Source organism: Thalassobaculum salexigens DSM 19539 (assembly GCF_000423805.1).
Lineage (GTDB): Bacteria > Pseudomonadota > Alphaproteobacteria > Thalassobaculales > Thalassobaculaceae > Thalassobaculum > Thalassobaculum litoreum.
This window is the reverse complement of record NZ_KE384093.1, coordinates 213,525-231,647: the sequence shown is the minus strand read 5'-3', so window position 1 is coordinate 231,647 and position 18,123 is coordinate 213,525. Positions and strand designations below refer to the sequence as shown.

The window sequence follows — 18,123 nt, the reverse complement described above, 5'->3', positions numbered from 1 at the left end:
TCAGTACAGCCCGCGTTCGGCCATGACCGCACCCTGGCGTTCGGATTCCGCCTCGGTCAGGCCCTCCACATGGTCGATCAGCATCTGCGAGTAGGAGGCGAGCTGCTTGCGGTCGATATGCTTGTCCGGGTTCCACAGGTCGGAGCGGACGAGCGCCTTGGAGCAGTGCACGAAGGCCTCCTCCACCGTGATCAGCACGCCGATCTTCGGCGCCCGATCGCGGATCGCGCAGGGCTCCAGCAGGCGCGGGTCGTCGGTGATCCGGGCGGTGCCGTTGATCCGCAGGGTCTCCCCCATCCCCGGCACCAGAACCAGCAGGGCGATGCGCGGGTTGGCGAGCAGGTTGGCGTAATTGTCGAGCCGGTTGTTGCCGACCCGGTCGGGCAGCAGGATATGGCTGTCGTCCAGAACCCGCAGGAAGCCCGGCGGGTCGCCGCGCGGCGAGACGTCCGCCCCGTTCGGCCCCTGGGTGGCGATCACGCAGAACGGCGCCAGCGCCAGGATGTCCCGGCAGTGCGTGTCCAGCCGGCGGATGACCTTGTCGCTGGAGCGGCTCATCATCTTGTGATGCATCGCCCGCAGCGCGGCCTCGTCGGTCACGTAGGAGATGTCGTCCGGCAGCATGGTCCCTCCCTTCGGGCGCTTGGTTATTTGGCCACTACGCATCCTCGCGGATCATCGCAGCCCCCTTCTCGGCGATCATGATGGTCGGCGCGTTGGTGTTGCCGGTGGTGATCTCCGGCATCACCGAGGCGTCGATCACCCGCAGCCCCTCCATCCCGTGCACCCGAAGGCGGCTGTCCACCACCGCGCCCGGATCCTCGCCCATGCGGCAGGTGCCGACCGGGTGATAGATCGTGGTGCCGTGGTGGCGGGCGAACTCGCGCACCGCATCGCGGTCCAGCGCGCCGCCGTCTCCCGGCACCTTCTCGCCCATGCTGATCTCCGCCAGCGAAGGCGACGCGTAGATCGCCCGGGTCTGGCGGATCCCGGCCTCAAGCACGCGCACATCGTCGTCGTCCTCCAGGTAGTTCGGTCGGATCGCCGGCTTGGCGAAGGGATCGGCCGAAGTCGCCAGGACCGTGCCTCGCGAGCGCGGGCGCACCGGACAGACGGCAACCGCCATACCGGGGTCCTTGTCGAGGAAGCCGACCTTGTCGACGGAATAGCTCGCCGGGGTGAACAGCAGTTGGATGTCGGGTGCGGCCAACCCCTCGCGGCTGTGGCTGAACACCTGGGCGCTGGTGATGCCGAAGGTCAGCGCCCCGTCGCCGGCGGTGGCGTAGCGCAGCATCTCGCGGGCCAGCCGCCAGCCCCGGGCGAGCTGGTTGATCGAGGTCTCGTTGCGGATCCGGTGGGCGACGCGGACCACGTAGTGGTCGTGCAGGTTGCGCCCGACGCCGGGCAGCTCGTGGGCCACCTCGACGCCGATGGACTTCAGATGCTCCGGCGTACCGATGCCGGAGATCTGCAGGAGCTGGGGCGAGTTCACCGCCCCGCCGCAGACGATCACCTCGCGCCGGGCGGAGATCGCGCGATCGACCCCGCCCTGGCGGAACCGCACGCCGGTGCAGCGCTTGCCGTCGAGGATCAGGCCGGTGGCGGTGGCATCGGTCTCCACCCGCAGGTTCCTACGGTGCCGGGCTTCGGCCAGATAGGTCTGCGCGGTCGAGCCGCGCCGCCGGCCGATCCGGGTCATCTGGGAATAGCCGACCCCCTCCTGCTTGGCGCCGTTGAGGTCCGGACTGAACGGATGACCGGCCTCCTGGGCGGCCTTCACGAAGCGGTGGGTCAGCGGCAGCACGGTATCGTAGTCGCGGACCTGCAGCGGTCCGCCGGAGCCACGGTACTCGGGGTCGCCGCCGTTGGCGTAGGTCTCCGATCCCTTGAAATAGGGCAGCACCTCGGCGAACGACCAGCCGCGGCAGCCGCGCTGGGCCCAGCCGTCGAAATCGGCGGGCTGACCGCGCACGTACAGCATGCCGTTGATCGAGGATGTGCCGCCCAGCACCTTGCCGCGCGGCCAGTTGATCGGCCGCCCGGCGGTCCCGGTCTCGCCCTCGCTGGCGTAGCCCCAGTTCACCCAGCCGTTGCGCATGATGTAGAGCACGCCGGCCGGGATGTGGATGAACGGGTTCCAGTCCTTCGGTCCCGCCTCGAGCAGGACGACGCTGGCTCCGCTCTCACTCAGGCGCGCGGCGACGACGCATCCGGCCGACCCCGCGCCCACGACGACGTAGTCCGCCGCCGGGATGTTTTGTGTTTCCTCCATGCCCGCATTCGACAGCAGCCACCGGGGCCTGCCAAGAGGGAGAGTTCGGGGATCGCATGGTCCCCCCCTCCCCTCTCACCGTCTTCCCGGCCCTGCGCCGGGACCCAGGGCGCCGCGTGCCGCGGCTCATCCGGAAACGCTCCAGCGCGCGGATGTCTCGGTCCCGGCGCAGGGCCGGGAAGACGGTGGGAGGGGAGTGAAAGAGGGGAGGTGGAAGAAAAAGAAGCGCCCCTTACCGCACCATCACCGCGCGCAGGATCCAGCTTCTGAACGCCTGGAAGGACGGCTCGGTCTCGCGGCCCGGACGCACCAGCAGGTACCAGCTCTGGCCCTTGGGCACCGACTGCTTGAACGGCGCCACCAGCCGGCCGGCGGCGAGGTCGTCGTCGATATACGGCCGGATGCCCATCGCCACGCCGGACCCGTCCGCCGCCGCCTGCAGGGCCTGGCCGTAATAGGCAAGCGTCAGGCCGCTGGCCGGGGGGGCGGCGATCCCGACCGCCTGCAGCCAGCGCGACCAGTCCTCGGCGGCGTGGCCCACATGCAGCAGCCGCACGCCGGCCAGGTCGCGCGGATGCAGCAGGTTGCGGGCGAGCTGCGGGGCGCAGACCGGGGTCAGTTCCGCCCGGATCATCTCCTCGGCCTTCACATCCGGCCAGCGTCCGTTGCCCAGGGAAATGCCGCAGCTCCAGTCGGCCCCGAAGGACGCGGTCGCCCCACCGGTGGTCAGCCGCACCTCCACGTCGGGGGCGACGGCGGAGAAATCGGCCAGCCGGGGGATCAGCCAGCGGATCGCGAAGGTCGGACCGACGCCGACCGTCAGCACCTTGGGCCGGCCGGCCGCCGTCACCTGTTCGGTCGCCGCCGCGATCTGGTCGAGAGCCGGGGTCAGCCCAGCGCGGTAGCTCTGCCCGGCGCCGGTGAGGGTCAGCCGGTTCGGGGTACGCTCGAACAGCGCCACCCCAAGGCTCTCCTCCAGCAGACGGACAAGCCGGCTCACCGCCGCCGGCGTGACATTCAATTCTTCGGCGGCCTTGGCGAAACTCTCGAATCGTGCCGCCGATTCAAAGGCTTTTACGCCATTTAATGATGGCAATTGACGCAAATTAGCCTCAATAAATCTATCGCTAGCATAAGATAACCCAGTTTGCCCGTTTCGCGCAATGCGCGCAGATTGGCGGAACCATCCGGAGACCCCGCCCATGAGCCCCGTCCTGATTGCCGTCATCGCCCTCGTCATGGTCGGCACCTCGTTCCTGTCGGGGATTTTCGGCATGGCGGGCGGGATGGTTCTGGTCGGCGTGCTGCTGGCGATCCTGCCGGTGCCGACGGCCATGGCCCTGCACGCGATCACCCAGATGGCGTCGAACGGCTGGCGGGCGCTGATCTGGCGGGCGCATGTGCGCTGGCGGATCGTCGGTGCCTATGTGATCGGCTGCGCCCTCGCGGTGGGGGTATGGAGTCTGTGGCTCTATGTGCCGAGCAAGGCGCTGGCGCTGATCGGCCTCGGCGCCCTGCCGCTGGCCACCCGGTTCGTGCCGGCCCATCTGCGCGCCCGGCCGGAGCATTTCGGCCACGGGATCGGTCAGGGGGCGGTGTCGATGATGCTCATGCTGCTGACCGGCGTGGCGGGACCGCAGCTCGACCAGTTCTTTCTCGGCGGGGCGCTGGACCGCCGGCAGATCATCGCCACCAAGGGGATCTGCCAGCTCTTCGGCCATAGCTTCAAGCTGGTCTATTTCGGCGCCCTGATCGACAACGCGGCCAGCGTCGACCCGATGCTGGCTGCGGTCGCGGTCACCGCGTCGATGATCGGCACCGGCCTGTCGAAGAAGGTGCTGGAGGCGATGAGCGACGCCCAGTACCGGCGCTGGGCCGACCGCATCATCCTGGGTATTTCGGTGTACTATGTCGCCTATGGCGGCTACCTGCTGGCCGCACCCATGGTGCCCGCCGGCGCATGACGGAGGATCGTGCGATGTCGCAACAGACCGCCGAACAGACCGAGTTCACCGTCGAGCGTCTGCTGCTCGACCTGGTTGCCTGGATCGCCGAGCGTCCCCGGCCCTACACCGACGTGCTCGACGCCTGGCGCACCTCCTGCCCGCGCCTGCCGGTGTGGGAGGAGGCGGTGGACCGCGGCTATGTCCGCCGGATCACCGACGGCGCGGAAGGAGCGACGATCCATGCGACCACGGCGGGTTCCGACTTCCTCGCCCGGCACGGCCGCATGGTCCGTAAACGGGGGGCGGCCTGACAGACAACCGCGCAAAAAAGAAAACGGCCTGACTCGCGTCAGGCCGCTGACTTGCCACAGGCGCTTCGGGAGGGGGGAGCAGAAGCGGCCCGGGCAGGGAACGGAACCGGAGCCTGGGTGGGTTCTCCGGTCCCGGTTATGTCGGGTCGCCTCAGGCAGCCCAGAACGGCTTGTTCGCCTCGTGCGCGGCCTCGTCGCTGGTCACGCCGATATCGGCGAGCAGGCGCGGGTCCATGTCGGCGAGCGTCTCGCGGTCCTTCAGACGTGAGCTCCAAAGCGTCAGGGTGCCAAAGACGGAGGCGAAAACGCGATCCGCCATCGAGGTCTGGGCTCCGCGCGCAGCGGAGGCCCCGAACATCGGGCGAGCGGTCTGGGTCAGGGTCCGGCTCATAGGAACCTCCTTCACAAAGTGTTAATATTTCGGATCACGAACGAGAGCGGGTGGCCCTCTTAACTCGTTGTCTGGGAGTGTATTTACGGATTGAATCGACCGCTCACAAACGATACTTTCTCATCCAATCTATTAGATAATCTTATCCTTAAAGGGGCTGTTAATGCGTCGCCTTCCGCCGCTGAATGCCCTGCGTGCCTTCGAGGCCGCGGCACGGCATCTGAGTTTCACCAAGGCCGCGGGTGAGCTCAACGTCACCCAGGCGGCGATCAGCCACCAGATCCGCGCACTGGAGGACTGGCTCGGCATGCCGCTGTTCCGGCGGCAGAACCGCGCCCTGCTCCTGACCGATGCGGGACAGGCCTATCTGCCGGCCATGCGGGACGCCTTCGACCTCATGCATCAGGCGACGGCCAAGCTGCACCAGCGCGACCGCAGCGGGGCGCTGAACGTCTCCACCTTCACCAGCTTCGCCGCCAAATGGCTGATGCCGCGGCTCGGCCGCTTCACCTCCGCCAATCCGGCGATCGAGATCCGCCTGGGTATCAACGACACCCTGCTCGACTTCGGCAGCGACGAGGTCGATGTGGGCGTGCGCTACGGCCGCGGCGACTGGAAGGGCCTGCATATCGAGCTGCTGATGACCGAGGAGGTCTTCGTGGTCTGCAGCCCGAAGCTGCTGGAGGGCGAGCATCCGCTGCGCGAGCCGGCGGACCTGCGGCACCACACGCTGCTGCATGACGACCTGCCGGAGGACTGGAGCACCTGGCTGGACGCCGCCGGGGTGGACGACTCGGTCAAGGTCCGCGCCCGGGGCGACCTGGTGTTCAACCACTCGGAAATGGTGCTGCAGGGGGCGGCCGACGGGCTCGGCGTCGCGCTCGGCCGCAGTGCGCTGGTGGCCGACGACCTGGCGGCCGGACGGCTGGTGAAGCCCTTCGACCTGCAATTGCCGACCCAGTCGGCCTATTACGTGGTGCATTCGGAGAACGCCGGCGACCGGCCGAAGATCAAGGCCTTTACCGACTGGCTGCACGAGGAAGCTGCGCGCGACCACCGCACGCCCGCCAGCGAGCCGGCCCCACCGGTCTGATCCGGAGCGGGATCAGTCCTTCGGGGTCAGGCCCATGGGTTCGGCGCCGAACACCTTCCGGAAGGCCTCGTTCAGCTTCAGGATGTCGTCGCTGTTGAGCTGCACGCCTTTCTCGATGAAGTCCTCGCCTTGGCGCATGTTGCGGCCGCAGGCGTCGATATAAACGTCCATGAGTTCGCGGAAGGCCGTGAACGATTGGTTCCCGACGGTACTGGAGCGCACCTCGAACACAGAGACGATCGCCCCCATCCGGCGGACCATGCCGTCGAGCTCCTTCAAGCGCATCGCATCGAACATTACCGCATACTCCAACACCGAGGGGCATACGCCCCGTTGCTCTCCACCGTGAGATCTAGACGCAAACCGCTTCGCCTCAAAGGGGTTATCGATTCCGCGGCTCAGCCGCCGCCGGCATTCGGCGTCGGCTTTTCCGCCCGCCAGACCACCACCCGGTTCCGCCCCTCCTGCTTGGCGGTGTAGAGGGCCTTGTCCGCCCGCTCGACCAGTTCGGGGATCGGCCGGCGGGGATTCAGCATGGTGAGGCCGAAGGAAACCGTGAGCTCGACCGTGCGGCCGTCATCGGCGCCGAACTCCTCCTTGGCGATCCGGGCGCGGACCCGGTCGAGCACCCGTCGCGCCTCCTCCGGTCCGGTATCCGGCAGGCAGATCAGAAACTCCTCCCCGCCATAGCGGTAGACGCTGTCATAGGGCCGCAGGTTGTCGATCAGCGCGGTGGAGACCGACGCCAGCACCCGATCGCCGACGCCGTGGCCGTAGGTGTCGTTGATCGCCTTGAAGTGATCGATATCGGCGAGCGCGATGCAGGCGGGTGAGCCGGAACGGCGGGCGCGGACGATCTCGCGCTTCAGGTCGCGCTGCATGACCTGGCGGGTCTGCGCCCCGGTCAGCGGATCGATGTCGCTGATCGCCGCCTGGAACGCCTTGGCCAGCCGCTGGGCGTGGTCGTGGAAGGCCGACACCTTCTCCAGCAGTGCGTCGTATTCCTCCACCGGTACCTTGTCGGACTTCCAGGCCCGCTCGGCCAGCAGCGCCAGGTGGTTCAGCAGCGCCTCGTGCAACGCCACCAGGGTCTCGAAGGCCGGCTGGTCGAGCGGCGGGTTCCGGCGCCGCTCCTCGTACCAGGCCCCGAACTCCGAGGCTCCATGGGAGCCCATCTGCAGCAGGTCGCCGTCCGGCTTCACCTTGGACACGGCGGAGCGGTGGAACCGCTGCAGCCGGTCGTCCACTCCCCGCACGGCCTTCTCGATGGCGTTGACGATCGCCTCGTGACGGCTGCGGTGGGAGGCGGCGTCCGGGATGACCATCGCGCCGTGCGCCCCCTACTCCGCCAGCTCGGCGCGGTCGCGGTACTCGTCGAGCGCCTCGGGATTGGCCAGGGCCTCCACGTTTTTCACCGGCCGGCCATGGACCACGTTGCGGACCGCCAGTTCGACGATCTTGCCCGACTTGGTGCGCGGGATGTCGGAGACCGCCAGCACCTTGGCCGGGACGTGGCGCGGGGTGCAGCCGTTACGGATCTTGGTCTTGATCGCCTTGATCAGGTCTTCGTCCAGGCTGACGCCCTCGGCGAGCCGGACGAACAGGACCACGCGCACGTCGTTGTCCCAGTCCTGGCCGATGACCAGCGCCTCCATCACCTGCGGCATCTGCTCGACCTGGCGGTAGATCTCCGCCGTGCCGATGCGCACGCCGCCCGGGTTCAGCACCGCGTCGGAGCGGCCGTAGATGATCATGCCGCCATGCTCGGTCAGCTCGACATAGTCGCCGTGACACCACACGCCCGGCCAGGCCTCGAAATAGGCGGCCCTGAACTTTTCGCCTTCGGGATCGTTCCAGAAATAGATCGGCATGCAGGGGAACGGCTTGATGCAGACCAGTTCGCCCTTCTCGCCGACCACCGGCTTGCCGTCGTCGTTCCAGACCTCCACCGCCATGCCCAGGCCGCGCTTCTGGATCTCGCCGCGCCACACCGGGCTGATCGGGCTGCCCAGCACGAAGCAGGACACGATGTCGGTGCCGCCGGAGATCGAGGCGAGTTGGATGTCCTTCTTGATCTCGGCATAGACGTAGTCGAAGCCCTCCGGCACCAGCGGCGAGCCGGTCGAGGTCATCGCCCGCACACTGTCCAGCTTGTGGGTGGTCTTCGGGCTGCGCTCGATCTTCTTCAGGTGATCGATGTACTTGGCCGAGGTGCCGAACAGGGTCATGCCCTCGGCATCGGCGTAGTCGAACAGGATGTCGGGGTGCGGATGGAACGGCGAGCCGTCATAGAGCAGCAGCGCCGCTTCGGCCGCCAATCCGGAGACCAGCCAGTTCCACATCATCCAGCCGCAGGTGGTGAAATAGAATACCCGGTCGCCCGGCCGCACGTCGCTCTGCAGCTTGTGCTCCTTCAGGTGCTGCAGCAGCGTGCCGCCGATGCCGTGCACGATGCATTTCGGCACGCCGGTCGTGCCGGACGAGAACATGATGTAGAGCGGGTCGTTGAACGGCATCCGGGTGAAGGTCAGCTCGGGCGCCGCCCCCTCGCCGAGATAGGCGTCCCACAGCACCGCGTGCCGGATGCCGGAGAGATCCGGGTCGGCATCGGTATAGGGGACGACCAGCACGCGCTTGAGCGTCGGAAGCTGCTCGGCGACGGCGGCGACCTTGTCGCGGATGTCATGGGTCTTGGTGGCGTAGAAATACCCCTCCACCGCGACCAGCACCGTCGGCTCGATCTGGCCGAACCGGTCGAGCACGCCCTGCACGCCGAAATCGGGCGAGCAGGAGGACCACACCGCCCCCAGCGAGGTGGCGGCCAGCATGGCGATGATCGTCTGCGGCATGTTCGGCATGAAGGCGGCGACCCGGTCGCCCGGCCCGACCCCCTCGGCCTTGAACGCCGCGGCCAGCCTGGCGACCTGCTCGCGGAGCTGGTCCCACGAATAGCGCAGCTTCACCTGGTCCTCGCCCCAGAACACCAGGGCGTCGCCGTCCCCGCTGCGCCGCAGCAGGTTCTCGGCGAAGTTAACCTTGCCCTGGGGGAAGAACTTCGCACCCGGCATGGCCGTCGGGTCGGAGAGGATGACCGCGCCCTTCTCGCCGACGACCCCGCCGAAATCCCACAGGGCGGACCAGAACACTTCCGGATTGTCGACCGACCACTGCCACAGGCTGTCGTAATCGCTGGCCCCGGCGCCGCTGTCGGCATTCACCTTCTGCATGAAGGCGGTGATCTGCGCCGCGGCGGCGCGGTCAGGCGAAGGTTCCCACAGCTTGGTGACCGCGTCGGTCATCGTTCCCTCCGGTAAGTGCCTCTCCCGGCCGTCCCCGCCGGAATGTCCGGTCCATTCGTATCGTCAGCACCGGACACGCGCAACGCTGCCATGTAGGCGAGCGCCTGTTATCGCAGTTGTTATCGCAGTGCAGCAGACTATTGTGACGGCAGCCATGCCAGACTCCGCCGACGCGCCGACATCCCGCCCCGATCCCACCCTGAAGCCGCCGGCGGAACCTGCGTGGCGCCGGGGATGGCTGGACTGGTGGCTCGCCCTGCCCGGCAACGTGCGCGGCGCGTTCTGGATCCTGGCCGCCTCCATCCTGTTCTCGATCATGTCGGCGGCGGTGAAGACGGTCGGCGCGCGGCTCGACATCTTCCAGATCGCGTTCTTCCGCTGCCTGGTCGGCCTGCTGGTGATCCTGCCCTTCATGGTCCGGGCCGGGCCGCATGTGTTCAGAACCCGGCGGCCGGTGCTGCATGTCGTGCGCTCGCTGACCGGGCTGGTGGCGATGTTCTGCGGCTTCTACGCGATCACCCACCTGCCGCTGGCCGACGCGACGGCGATCACCTTCGCCAAGCCGCTGTTCATGATCATCCTGGCGGTGCTGTTCCTGGGGGAGGTGGTGCGCTGGCGCCGCTGGTCGGCGACGATCATCGGCTTCCTCGGCGTGCTGATCATGATCAACCCGGGGGAGAACGGCCTGGACCCGGCCATGGCGGCGGCGCTGGCCGGCACGCTCTGCGTCGCGGTGGTGGTGGTTCTGGTGAAGCGGCTGTCGGCGACCGAGGCGCCGCTGACCATCCTGTTCACCTTCGGCATCGTCTCCACACTGGCTTCGACGGTGCCGGCGGCCCTGGTGTGGCAGGCTCCGACCTGGGCCGAGTTCGGACTCATGGTGCTGATCGGCTCGCTGGGCGCCTCGGGCCAGTTCTGCATGATCCGGGGCTTCCGGGTCGGCGAGGCGACGGCGGTGGTGCCGTTCGAGTACTCCCAGCTGCTGTTCGCCGGGATCTTCGGCTATGTGCTGTTCGGCAACATTCCGACGCTGAACACGCTCGCCGGCGCGGTGCTGATCGTCGCCAGCACGCTCTACATCGCCCTGCGCGAGGCGAAGCTGGGGAAGAAGCCGGCGGCCAAGGCCTCGGTCCAGGCGCCGGCACCGGTGGCGGTGGATACCGGCAATGGGCAGCCGCCGAGCGCGTGATCCGCGCGACGGCCGGAGCGCTGATCCTGATTTGCATCAGGATCAAGCCGCTCCCCCAACCACCGCGCCAAAAGGAAAAGGGGACCCGAAGGCCCCCTTCCCCTTCCTGAATCGGAGGACGGATTACTCCGCCGCCGCAGCCACCGTGCCGCCGACCGCGTCCAGCGCCTGGCCGAGATCGGCAAGGATGTCGTCGATATGCTCGATGCCGACCGACAGGCGCACATAGCCGTCGCTGACACCCGTGGCGATCTGGTCCTCCGGGCTGAGCTGGCTGTGGGTCGTGCTCGCCGGGTGGATCGCGAGCGAGCGGGCGTCGCCGATATTGGCCACGTGGTAGAACAGCTTCAGCTTGTCGATGAAGGCTCGGCCCGCCTCCTTGCCGCCCTTGATCTCGAAGCCGACCAGCCCGCCATAGCCGCCCTTCAGGTAGGTGTCGGCGCGCTTGCGCGCCTCGCCGTCCTGCTGGCTCGGATGGATCACCGTCTCCACCGCCGCGTGGCCCTTCAGGAAGTCGGCCACCTTGGCGGCATTCTCCGTATGGGCGCGGATGCGCAGCGGCAGGGTCTCCAGGCCCTGGATGATCTGGAAGGCGTTGAACGGGCTCAGGGCCGCTCCCAGGTCGCGCAGCAGGGTGGTGCGCGCCTTGATGATATAGGCGACCGGGCCGAGCGGGGCCGTCGCCTCGGTCCAAACCGCCCCGTGGTAGCTCGGGTCCGGCGTGTTCAGGGCCGGCTGGCGTTCGGCATGGTCGGCCCAGGGGAAGTTGCCGCCATCGACGATCAGGCCGCCGATGGAGGTGCCGTGGCCGCCGATATACTTGGTGGTCGAATACACGATGACCGCGGCGCCGTGATCGAACGGCCGGCACAGGATCGGGGCGGCGGTGTTGTCGATGATCAGCGGGATGCCGAAACCCCGGCCGATATCGGCGACCTCCTTGATCGGGAAGACCTGCAGCTTCGGGTTCGGCAGGGTCTCGGCGTAATAGGCGCGGGTGCGCTTGTCGGTGGCGCGGGCGAAGTTCTCCGGATCGGACGGATCGACGAAGCGGACCTCGATGCCCTGGTCCTTCAGGGTGTTGGCGAACAGGTTCCAGGTTCCGCCATACAGGTCGGTGGAGCTGACGATGTTGTCGCCGGCCTTGGCCAGGTTCTGCACCGCGAAGGCGCTGGCCGCCTGACCCGACGCAACCGCAAGGGCCGCCACGCCGCCCTCCAGGGCCGCCACCCGCTGCTCCAGCACGTCGCAGGTCGGGTTCATGATCCGGGTGTAGATGTTGCCGAGTTCCTTCAGCGCGAACAGGTTCGCCGCATGCTCGGTGTCCCGGAACTGGTAGGAGGTGGTCTGGTAGATCGGCACGGCCACGGCCCCGGTGGTCGGGTCGGCGCGGTAGCCGGCATGCAGGGCCAGGGTCTGCGGATTGGTGGTGTTGAGTGACATCGGTCGTCTCCGTTTAGCAGTCGGCGAGCGAAAGCCCGCCTTGGTCAAAGGGACCAAATGCAGCCGGGACGGAGGTGCCGGACGGACCGGTTCGCTTGGGCGGAAAAAGAAAAACCCGCCAAGCGAGCCAGCGGGTCCGTTACGACCGCCGCTTTAGCTGCATTTGTAACGCGCCCGCAAGCTGGAGGCTCAAATCGGCGCAGTGGGGATTCGGTACGCCGAATTCGGACCAGTGTCAACGCGTGGCCTGCTTCAGTGACCGCTTAAACCGGAATCCTACCATACATTATGATGGTCCCGAGACACTCCACAGATGTGAAAGCGAGGAGAAGTATGAGCCATAGACGGTAGGCGCTGAAACCCGCAACTCGCTGACCATGCACCACCGAAAAACCTTCTTCCGATCGAATTTTTTCAAATTCTTTCAAAAGCTCAGAGTCAGCGACCTCATGCAGGCGAATTTTCCAGAACAGCCAAACGACCGATAGACCAACCATAAATGAAAACAAAAACAATGCAGTCGACACAACGGCCGAAACCTCTGCACCTAACGCGGCCGAAACTAAAAAGCCTTGGGCGGCTATGCCAAGAGCGGGCACTTGCCACAATAAGACATCATATGCTTGTCGCCTCGCAGCAACGACCGAATATTGCTGGTCATGCATCCCACCTCCCCAGGTTCCCCGAATTAACACCCCAGCCTAATAGCCCTTATCCCTCATAATGAGAGAATTTAATTGACGGATCAACTCGAAACCCTCCTGGCCACCATCCGCGCCTGCCGGTTGTGCGCGGAGCACCTGCCGCTCGGCCCCTGGCCCGTGCTGGTGGTCGAGCCGAGCGCTCGGATCCTCATCGTCGGCCAGGCGCCGGGGACCAGGGTGCACGAGACCGGCATTCCCTGGAACGACCGCTCCGGCGACACCCTGCGCGGCTGGATGGCGGTCGATAGGGAGACGTTCTACGACCCGACGCGGGTCGCCATCGTGCCCATGGGGTTCTGCTACCCGGGCGTGCTGCCCTCGAAGAACGGCAAGAGCGGCGGCGACGCCCCGCCGCGCCCGGAATGCGCGCCGACCTGGCACGCCCCGGTGCTGGAGCACCTGCCCAATGTCGAGCTGATCATCCTGGCCGGCCAGTACGCCCAGGCGCATTACCTGGAGGCCGCCCGGCACAGGACCCTGACCGAGACGGTGAAGCACTGGCGCGACTACGGCCCGCGGTTCTTCCCGGTGCCGCACCCGTCCTGGCGCTCGGGCAACATCATCCGCAAGAATCCGTGGTTCGAAGCCGAGCTCCTGCCCGACCTGCGGGCCCGGGTGGCGGCGCTGGTGTGAGCCCTACTCTTCCGGCTCCGTGGTGAAGCGCAGCGGAAACCCAGCCTGGCGGGCCATGTCGTTGGCCCGGTCGGCCTTGGTCTCGGCGATGTCTCGGGCATAGACGGCGACGACGCAGACACCCTTGCGATGGGCCGTCAGCATCACCGCATAGGCCCGGTCCTCGCCCATGCCGAACTCGGCCTTCAGCACCTTCACGACGAACTCGCGCGGGGTGTAGTCGTCGTTCAGCAGGATGACCTTGTACATCTTCGGCCGCTCGACCTTGGGCTTCACCCGGGTCTTGGAGCGGGTATCGGTGTCGCTCATCGCGGCATCCTCGCCTGACGGTCCTGACCGGCTTTCCGCGCCCGACAGCGTATCACGTCCCGGCACAATCGCATCGCGGCGCGCGCTGCACCGCACCCAGGACGTCGACAGGCGCATACCGCCCGACTACTCTCATGTCTTCCGCCGACCCTGCATCGAAGCCCCTGCACCAAAGACCCTCGCTACAAGGAATATCCATGCCCGCCGTCCTTTTCCGCACCGACAACGACAATCCCGACCAGTGGCGCGAGGCGTTGGCCAAGCGCATTCCGGACATCGACTTCCGGGTCTGGCCGGATGTCGGCAACAAGGAGGACATCGAGTTCGCCCTGGTCTGGAAGGTCCCGGCCGGCGCCTATGACGGCATGACCAACCTGAAGGCGATCTGCTCGCTGGGCCAGGGCGTGGATCACATCTTCGCCGAGCCGAACCTGCCCGAGGGCGCGCAGATCCTGCGCATCGTCGATCCCTGGATGGCCCAGGCCATGGCGGAGTGGGTGCTGCTGCAGGTCCTGCGCTTCCACCGCCAGGGCATGGAATACGAGCAGTTCCAGCGCGAGGGCCGCTGGGTGAAGCTGCCCGCGCCGGAGACCGCCACGAAGCGCGTCGGCATTCTCGGCATGGGCGCGCTCGGAGCGCAGGCGGCGACCACCATCGCCGCACTCGGCTTCGACGTGGCCGGCTGGTCGCGCACCCGCAAGGAGATCGCCGGCGTGACGAGCTTCGCGGGAGAGGCGGAGTTCGACGCGTTCCTGGCACGTACCGACATCCTGTGCTGCCTGCTGCCGCTGACCCCGGAGACCACGGACATCATCGACGCCGAGACTCTGGCCAAGCTGCCAAAGGGCGCCTTCGTGGTGAATTCCGGCCGCGGCGCCCAACTGGTCGAAGAGGATCTGCTGGCGGCACTGGACAGCGGCCATATCGCCGGCGCGTCCCTCGACGTGTTCCGCACCGAGCCGCTGCCCGAGGGTCATCCGTTCTGGACCCACCCGAAGGTGCAGGTCTGGCCGCATGTCTCGGCCCAGACCAATGCCGAGAGCGGCGCCGACCAGGTGGCCGAGAACATCCGCCGGATCTTCGCCGGCGAGACGCCGAACAACGTGGTCAGCCGCGAGCGCAAGTACTGATGACGGCCATCGTGAACCCCATCGTCGCCGTCCACAGCACCGGCGACGGCCCGTCCGCCTGGATCGCCGCACTGAAGGACGAGATGCCCGGCGTGGACGCCCGGCCGGCCCTGGACATCGCCGGCGACGACCTCGCCCGGGTCGACGTCTCGATCTCCTGGCGCCTGCCGCATGGGGTCATGGCGCGCTTCTCGAACCTGAAGCTGGCCCAGTCGATCGGCGCCGGCGTCGACCATATCCTGGAGGATCCGGAGCGCCCGCTGCACGTGCCCATCGCCCGGCTGATCGACCCGTTCATGGCCGGCTCGATGACCCATCACATCGTGCTGCAGATCCTGCGCTGGCACCGCAAGGCGGACAAGTTCGAGCGGTTCGCGGCCGAGCACGTCTGGCCGATGAGCGAGGCCTTCGACCACCGCAAGCTGCATGTCGCCATCCTCGGCCTCGGCACCCTGGGCGAGCATCTCAGCCGGTCGCTGACCGCCCTGGAGATCGCCAATACCGGCTGGACCCGATCGCCGCGCTCGGCCGCCGGCGTGGCGTCGGTGTCGGGAGCGGCGGAACTGGACGCCCTGCTGGCCCGCTCCAACGTGGTGGTCTGCCTGCTGCCGCTGACGGAGCAGACCGAGGGCGTGCTCTGCGCCGAGCTGTTCGCCAAGCTGCCCAAGGGCGCGCTGCTGGTGAATGTCGGTCGCGGCGGGCATCTGGTCGAGGAGGACCTGATCCCGGCGCTGGATTCCGGCCAGCTCTCGGCGGCCGCCCTGGACGTGTTCCGCCAGGAACCGCTGCCGGCCGACCACCCGTTCTGGAGCGACGCGCGGATCTACATCACGCCGCACATCGCCGCCGAGGTGAACCCGCCGACCGCCTCGATCGCGTTCGCCAAGAACATCGCCCTGATCCGCGCCGGCGAGACGCCGACGGGGCTGGTCGACCTGGATCGGGGCTACTGACCCCAAGATTTGTACAGATACTCGGTTTGCCCGTGTTCATCGTATAGTATCTCAACCAGTACGGCGAACGAGGCGTCCGCGTGAGTCACATCGTCCAGACCGCCTGGAGCAATCCCGGCGGCTTCTCCCGGCGGTTGGCGGAGCTGCCATCGGAGCCGCACGCCCTGGCAACGGCGCTGGAGAATATCCTGATCCATGTGGGCATCGCCCATGCGGAGGGCTCGGGTGTGCCGGAGCGGGCCAGGAACGACGCCAGCGCCCGCACCTTGTTCCGGCTGCTGGAGACCGCCGTGGCGCGCGACCCGCGGCCGTTGACCGAACGGCGGGCACCCACCGATCTGCTCTACGGGACGTGTCGCGACTTCGCGCTGTTCGCCGCCGGCGCCCTGCGGTCGGCCGGGGTGGAGGCGCGGATCCGCGTCGGCTTCGCCGACTATTTCTCGCCGGGTTTCTGGGACGATCACTGGGTCTGCGAGTACCGGCGCGGCGGCGACTGGAAACTGTTCGATCCCGAACTCGGCCCCCGGATGCGCAACCGCTTCGGCGTGACCTTCAACATCGCCGACCTGCCCCGCCGCCGGTTCATGACCGGAGCCCGGACCTGGCAGGCGGTTCGCGCCGGCACCCTCGACCCGTCGACCCTCGGGGTATCGGCGATCGGGATCTCCGGCGCCTGGTTCGCCGCCGGCAGCCTGCTGCGCGATGCCGCGGCCCTGGCCGGGATCGAGCTGCTGCCCTGGGATTCCTGGGGGCCGGCGGCCGAGGCGGTGCGCCGGCGCACCGTGGCCGAGACGGATCTCGCCTGGTTCGACAGCGTTGCCGGCGCCTTCGCCCATCCGCCCTCGACACGGGCGGCCGCCTACGCCCTGCTGTCCGGGTTCCCGGGCGCGCTGCCCGGCCGGACGGTGCTCAGCGTGGTCGACGACAAACTGGCCGAGCAGCCGGTGATTTAGCGGGCGTCGGCCGACCGGCTGCGCCAGAGCTTCATCACCAGCGGCATGAACCAGACCGACAGGGTGATCACGCCGAGAACCGCGGCGATCGGTCGCTCGAAGAAGGCGAGCAGCTCGCCGTCGGCCTTGATCATCGCGGTCATGAAGTTGCCCTCCAGCATCGGCCCGAGCACCAGCCCGAGGATCGCCGGCGCGACCGGGAAGCCGTTCTCCTCCATGACGAAGGCGAGGATGCCCATGACCAGCATGATCACGACGCCGAACAGGCTGTTGTCGATGGCATAGGCGCCGACGGTGGAGAACAGCAGCACGATCGGCCAGATGATCCCGCGCGGAATGCGCAGGATGTGCCGGGCCAGACCGATGGCGGCGAAGCCGAACGGAATCAGCACGACATTGGCCAGGAAGAAGGTGATGAAGACGCCGTAGATCAGCTCCGGCGAATGGATGAACACGGTCGGCCCGGGGTTCATGCCTTTCACGTAGAGCACGCCGATCACGATGGCGGTGATCGAGTCGCCCGGGATGCCGAAGACCAGGGCCGGGACCCAGGCGCCGCTGAGCGCGGCGTTGTTGGCGGAGCCGGCGTCGACGATACCCTCCACATGGCCGGTGCCGAACTTTTCCGGCTCCTTCGACAGCTTCTTGCTCAGCGCGTAGGAGACCCAGGCGGCGATGTCGCCGCCGGCGCCCGGCAGAATGCCCACGGCCGTGCCGAGCACGCTGCCCCGCACCACGCCCCTCCAGTAGCGCCGGAACACCCCGCCGAGGCCGCTGAACAGCTGCATCAGCCGGCTCAGCTTCGGCGGTGCCTCGCTGGGGGCGGCCACCATGTTGCGCAGGATCTCGGCGATGGCGAACATGCCGATCATCGCCGGGATGAAGGCGACCCCGCCCAGCAGGTCCGGGATGCCGAGGGTGTAGCGCGGATAGCCGGCGGTGATGTCGATGCCGACGGTGGCGATGAACAGGCCGATGATCAGCGAGATCGCGCCCTTCAGCGGGCTCGCCGTGGACACGAAGACGGCGCAGGTCAGGCCCAGGCAGGCGAGCCAGAAATACTCGAACTGGGTGAACTGCAGCGCCACCTCGGCAAGCTGCGGCGCGGACAGGACCAGCACCACCGTGCCGAACATGCCGCCGATGGCCGAGCCGACCAGGCTGGTGCCGAGCGCCCGTTCCGCCAGCCCCTTGCGGGTCATGGCGAAGGCCTCACTGGCGTAGGCGGCCGAGGCGGGCGTGCCGGGGACGCGCAGCAGCGCTCCGGGGATGTCGCCGGCGAAGATCGCCATAGCCGTGGCGGTCACCATCGAGGCGATGGCCGGCACCGGGTCCATGAAGAAGGTCAGCGGCACCAGCAGCGCCGTCGCCATGGTCGCCGTCAGGCCCGGGACCGAGCCGACGACCAGGCCGAAGATCGCGGCGATCGCCATGGTGCCGAGGACTTCGAGATTGAAGACCAGCGGCAAGGCTTGCAGGAAGGGGTCCATCGAAACC

Annotated in this window: 19 protein-coding genes and 1 riboswitch; of the genes, 8 read left to right on the top strand and 11 right to left on the bottom strand. The window is 67.6% G+C overall.

The window, feature by feature from the left end:
• The 3 genes from G578_RS24905 to gcvA all read right to left on the bottom strand — a co-directional run bounded on the left by G578_RS24905 (nucleotide 1) and on the right by gcvA (nucleotide 3,368).
• Nucleotides 1–624, bottom strand: coding sequence for an MSMEG_1061 family FMN-dependent PPOX-type flavoprotein (locus G578_RS24905; RefSeq protein ID WP_051244052.1), 624 nt, complete (start codon nucleotides 622–624; stop codon nucleotides 1–3).
• Nucleotides 625–658: 34 nt separating this feature from the next.
• The gene (locus tag G578_RS0105370; RefSeq protein WP_028793355.1) at nucleotides 659–2,272 is read right to left on the bottom strand and encodes a GMC family oxidoreductase; all 1,614 of its coding nucleotides are present in this window, start codon (nucleotides 2,270–2,272) and stop codon (nucleotides 659–661) included.
• A 232-nt stretch (nucleotides 2,273–2,504) separates the two neighbouring features.
• Complete coding sequence (gene gcvA / locus G578_RS24900; RefSeq protein ID WP_245565619.1) at nucleotides 2,505–3,368, bottom strand: transcriptional regulator GcvA; 864 nt, start codon at nucleotides 3,366–3,368, stop codon at nucleotides 2,505–2,507.
• A 106-nt stretch (nucleotides 3,369–3,474) separates the two neighbouring features.
• Between gcvA and G578_RS0105360 the strand changes: the two genes are divergently transcribed.
• Nucleotides 3,475–4,236: a sulfite exporter TauE/SafE family protein gene (locus tag G578_RS0105360; protein WP_028793354.1), complete on the top strand. Its 762-nt coding sequence runs from the start codon at nucleotides 3,475–3,477 to the stop codon at nucleotides 4,234–4,236.
• A 14-nt stretch (nucleotides 4,237–4,250) separates the two neighbouring features.
• The gene (locus G578_RS0105355) at nucleotides 4,251–4,529 is read left to right on the top strand and encodes a hypothetical protein (RefSeq protein ID WP_051244046.1); all 279 of its coding nucleotides are present in this window, start codon (nucleotides 4,251–4,253) and stop codon (nucleotides 4,527–4,529) included.
• A gap of 151 nt (nucleotides 4,530–4,680) precedes the next feature.
• Here G578_RS0105355 and G578_RS0105350 read toward each other — a convergent pair whose 3' ends face one another.
• The gene (locus tag G578_RS0105350; RefSeq protein WP_051244043.1) at nucleotides 4,681–4,920 is read right to left on the bottom strand and encodes a DUF1127 domain-containing protein; all 240 of its coding nucleotides are present in this window, start codon (nucleotides 4,918–4,920) and stop codon (nucleotides 4,681–4,683) included.
• A 163-nt stretch (nucleotides 4,921–5,083) separates the two neighbouring features.
• On the opposite strand from G578_RS0105350, the gene G578_RS0105345 reads away from it, so the two are divergent.
• The gene (locus tag G578_RS0105345; RefSeq protein WP_028793351.1) at nucleotides 5,084–6,013 is read left to right on the top strand and encodes a transcriptional regulator GcvA; all 930 of its coding nucleotides are present in this window, start codon (nucleotides 5,084–5,086) and stop codon (nucleotides 6,011–6,013) included.
• A 12-nt stretch (nucleotides 6,014–6,025) separates the two neighbouring features.
• Here G578_RS0105345 and G578_RS0105340 read toward each other — a convergent pair whose 3' ends face one another.
• The 3 genes from G578_RS0105340 to G578_RS0105330 all read right to left on the bottom strand — a co-directional run bounded on the left by G578_RS0105340 (nucleotide 6,026) and on the right by G578_RS0105330 (nucleotide 9,312).
• Nucleotides 6,026–6,310, bottom strand: coding sequence for a hypothetical protein (locus G578_RS0105340; protein ID WP_028793350.1), 285 nt, complete (start codon nucleotides 6,308–6,310; stop codon nucleotides 6,026–6,028).
• A 101-nt stretch (nucleotides 6,311–6,411) separates the two neighbouring features.
• On the bottom strand, nucleotides 6,412–7,338 hold the full coding sequence (locus tag G578_RS24895; protein WP_051244042.1) for a diguanylate cyclase: 927 nt from the start codon (nucleotides 7,336–7,338) through the stop codon (nucleotides 6,412–6,414).
• Between the two features lie 15 nt (nucleotides 7,339–7,353).
• Complete coding sequence (locus G578_RS0105330; protein ID WP_028793349.1) at nucleotides 7,354–9,312, bottom strand: acetoacetate--CoA ligase; 1,959 nt, start codon at nucleotides 9,310–9,312, stop codon at nucleotides 7,354–7,356.
• Between the two features lie 154 nt (nucleotides 9,313–9,466).
• On the opposite strand from G578_RS0105330, the gene G578_RS29405 reads away from it, so the two are divergent.
• Complete coding sequence (locus tag G578_RS29405; RefSeq protein WP_051244039.1) at nucleotides 9,467–10,501, top strand: DMT family transporter; 1,035 nt, start codon at nucleotides 9,467–9,469, stop codon at nucleotides 10,499–10,501.
• A 123-nt stretch (nucleotides 10,502–10,624) separates the two neighbouring features.
• Here G578_RS29405 and G578_RS0105320 read toward each other — a convergent pair whose 3' ends face one another.
• Both G578_RS0105320 and G578_RS29400 read right to left on the bottom strand, forming a co-directional pair.
• On the bottom strand, nucleotides 10,625–11,944 hold the full coding sequence (locus G578_RS0105320) for an O-acetylhomoserine aminocarboxypropyltransferase/cysteine synthase family protein (protein WP_028793348.1): 1,320 nt from the start codon (nucleotides 11,942–11,944) through the stop codon (nucleotides 10,625–10,627).
• Between the two features lie 132 nt (nucleotides 11,945–12,076).
• Nucleotides 12,077–12,155: riboswitch (SAM riboswitch) on the bottom strand.
• A 52-nt stretch (nucleotides 12,156–12,207) separates the two neighbouring features.
• A complete protein-coding gene (locus G578_RS29400; RefSeq protein WP_156907211.1) occupies nucleotides 12,208–12,609 on the bottom strand; it encodes a hypothetical protein in 402 nt (133 codons plus the stop codon).
• Between the two features lie 72 nt (nucleotides 12,610–12,681).
• On the opposite strand from G578_RS29400, the gene G578_RS0105315 reads away from it, so the two are divergent.
• Entirely contained in the window at nucleotides 12,682–13,281 is a 600-nt protein-coding gene (locus tag G578_RS0105315) for a uracil-DNA glycosylase family protein (RefSeq protein WP_028793347.1), read from the top strand.
• A 3-nt stretch (nucleotides 13,282–13,284) separates the two neighbouring features.
• Here the strand turns inward: G578_RS0105315 and clpS are convergent, their stop codons facing one another.
• Nucleotides 13,285–13,590: an ATP-dependent Clp protease adapter ClpS gene (gene clpS, locus G578_RS0105310; RefSeq protein WP_028793346.1), complete on the bottom strand. Its 306-nt coding sequence runs from the start codon at nucleotides 13,588–13,590 to the stop codon at nucleotides 13,285–13,287.
• 197 nt (nucleotides 13,591–13,787) lie between these two features.
• Between clpS and G578_RS0105305 the strand changes: the two genes are divergently transcribed.
• The 3 genes from G578_RS0105305 to G578_RS28205 all read left to right on the top strand — a co-directional run bounded on the left by G578_RS0105305 (nucleotide 13,788) and on the right by G578_RS28205 (nucleotide 16,626).
• Nucleotides 13,788–14,720 carry a 2-hydroxyacid dehydrogenase gene (locus G578_RS0105305; RefSeq protein WP_028793345.1) on the top strand — a complete coding sequence of 311 codons (933 nt, stop codon included), beginning with the start codon at nucleotides 13,788–13,790 and terminating at the stop codon, nucleotides 14,718–14,720.
• Nucleotides 14,720–15,673 (top strand): 2-hydroxyacid dehydrogenase, encoded by a 954-nt coding sequence (locus tag G578_RS0105300; RefSeq protein WP_051244037.1) that lies wholly within the window; start codon nucleotides 14,720–14,722, stop codon nucleotides 15,671–15,673. Before G578_RS0105305 ends, G578_RS0105300 begins: the two co-directional genes overlap by 1 nt.
• A gap of 80 nt (nucleotides 15,674–15,753) precedes the next feature.
• Nucleotides 15,754–16,626: a transglutaminase domain-containing protein gene (locus tag G578_RS28205; protein ID WP_051244034.1), complete on the top strand. Its 873-nt coding sequence runs from the start codon at nucleotides 15,754–15,756 to the stop codon at nucleotides 16,624–16,626.
• Here the strand turns inward: G578_RS28205 and G578_RS0105285 are convergent.
• The gene (locus G578_RS0105285; protein WP_028793343.1) at nucleotides 16,623–18,116 is read right to left on the bottom strand and encodes a tripartite tricarboxylate transporter permease; all 1,494 of its coding nucleotides are present in this window, start codon (nucleotides 18,114–18,116) and stop codon (nucleotides 16,623–16,625) included. The two genes, G578_RS28205 and G578_RS0105285, sit on opposite strands and share 4 nt — an antisense overlap.
• Nucleotides 18,117–18,123: the final 7 nt, after the last annotated feature.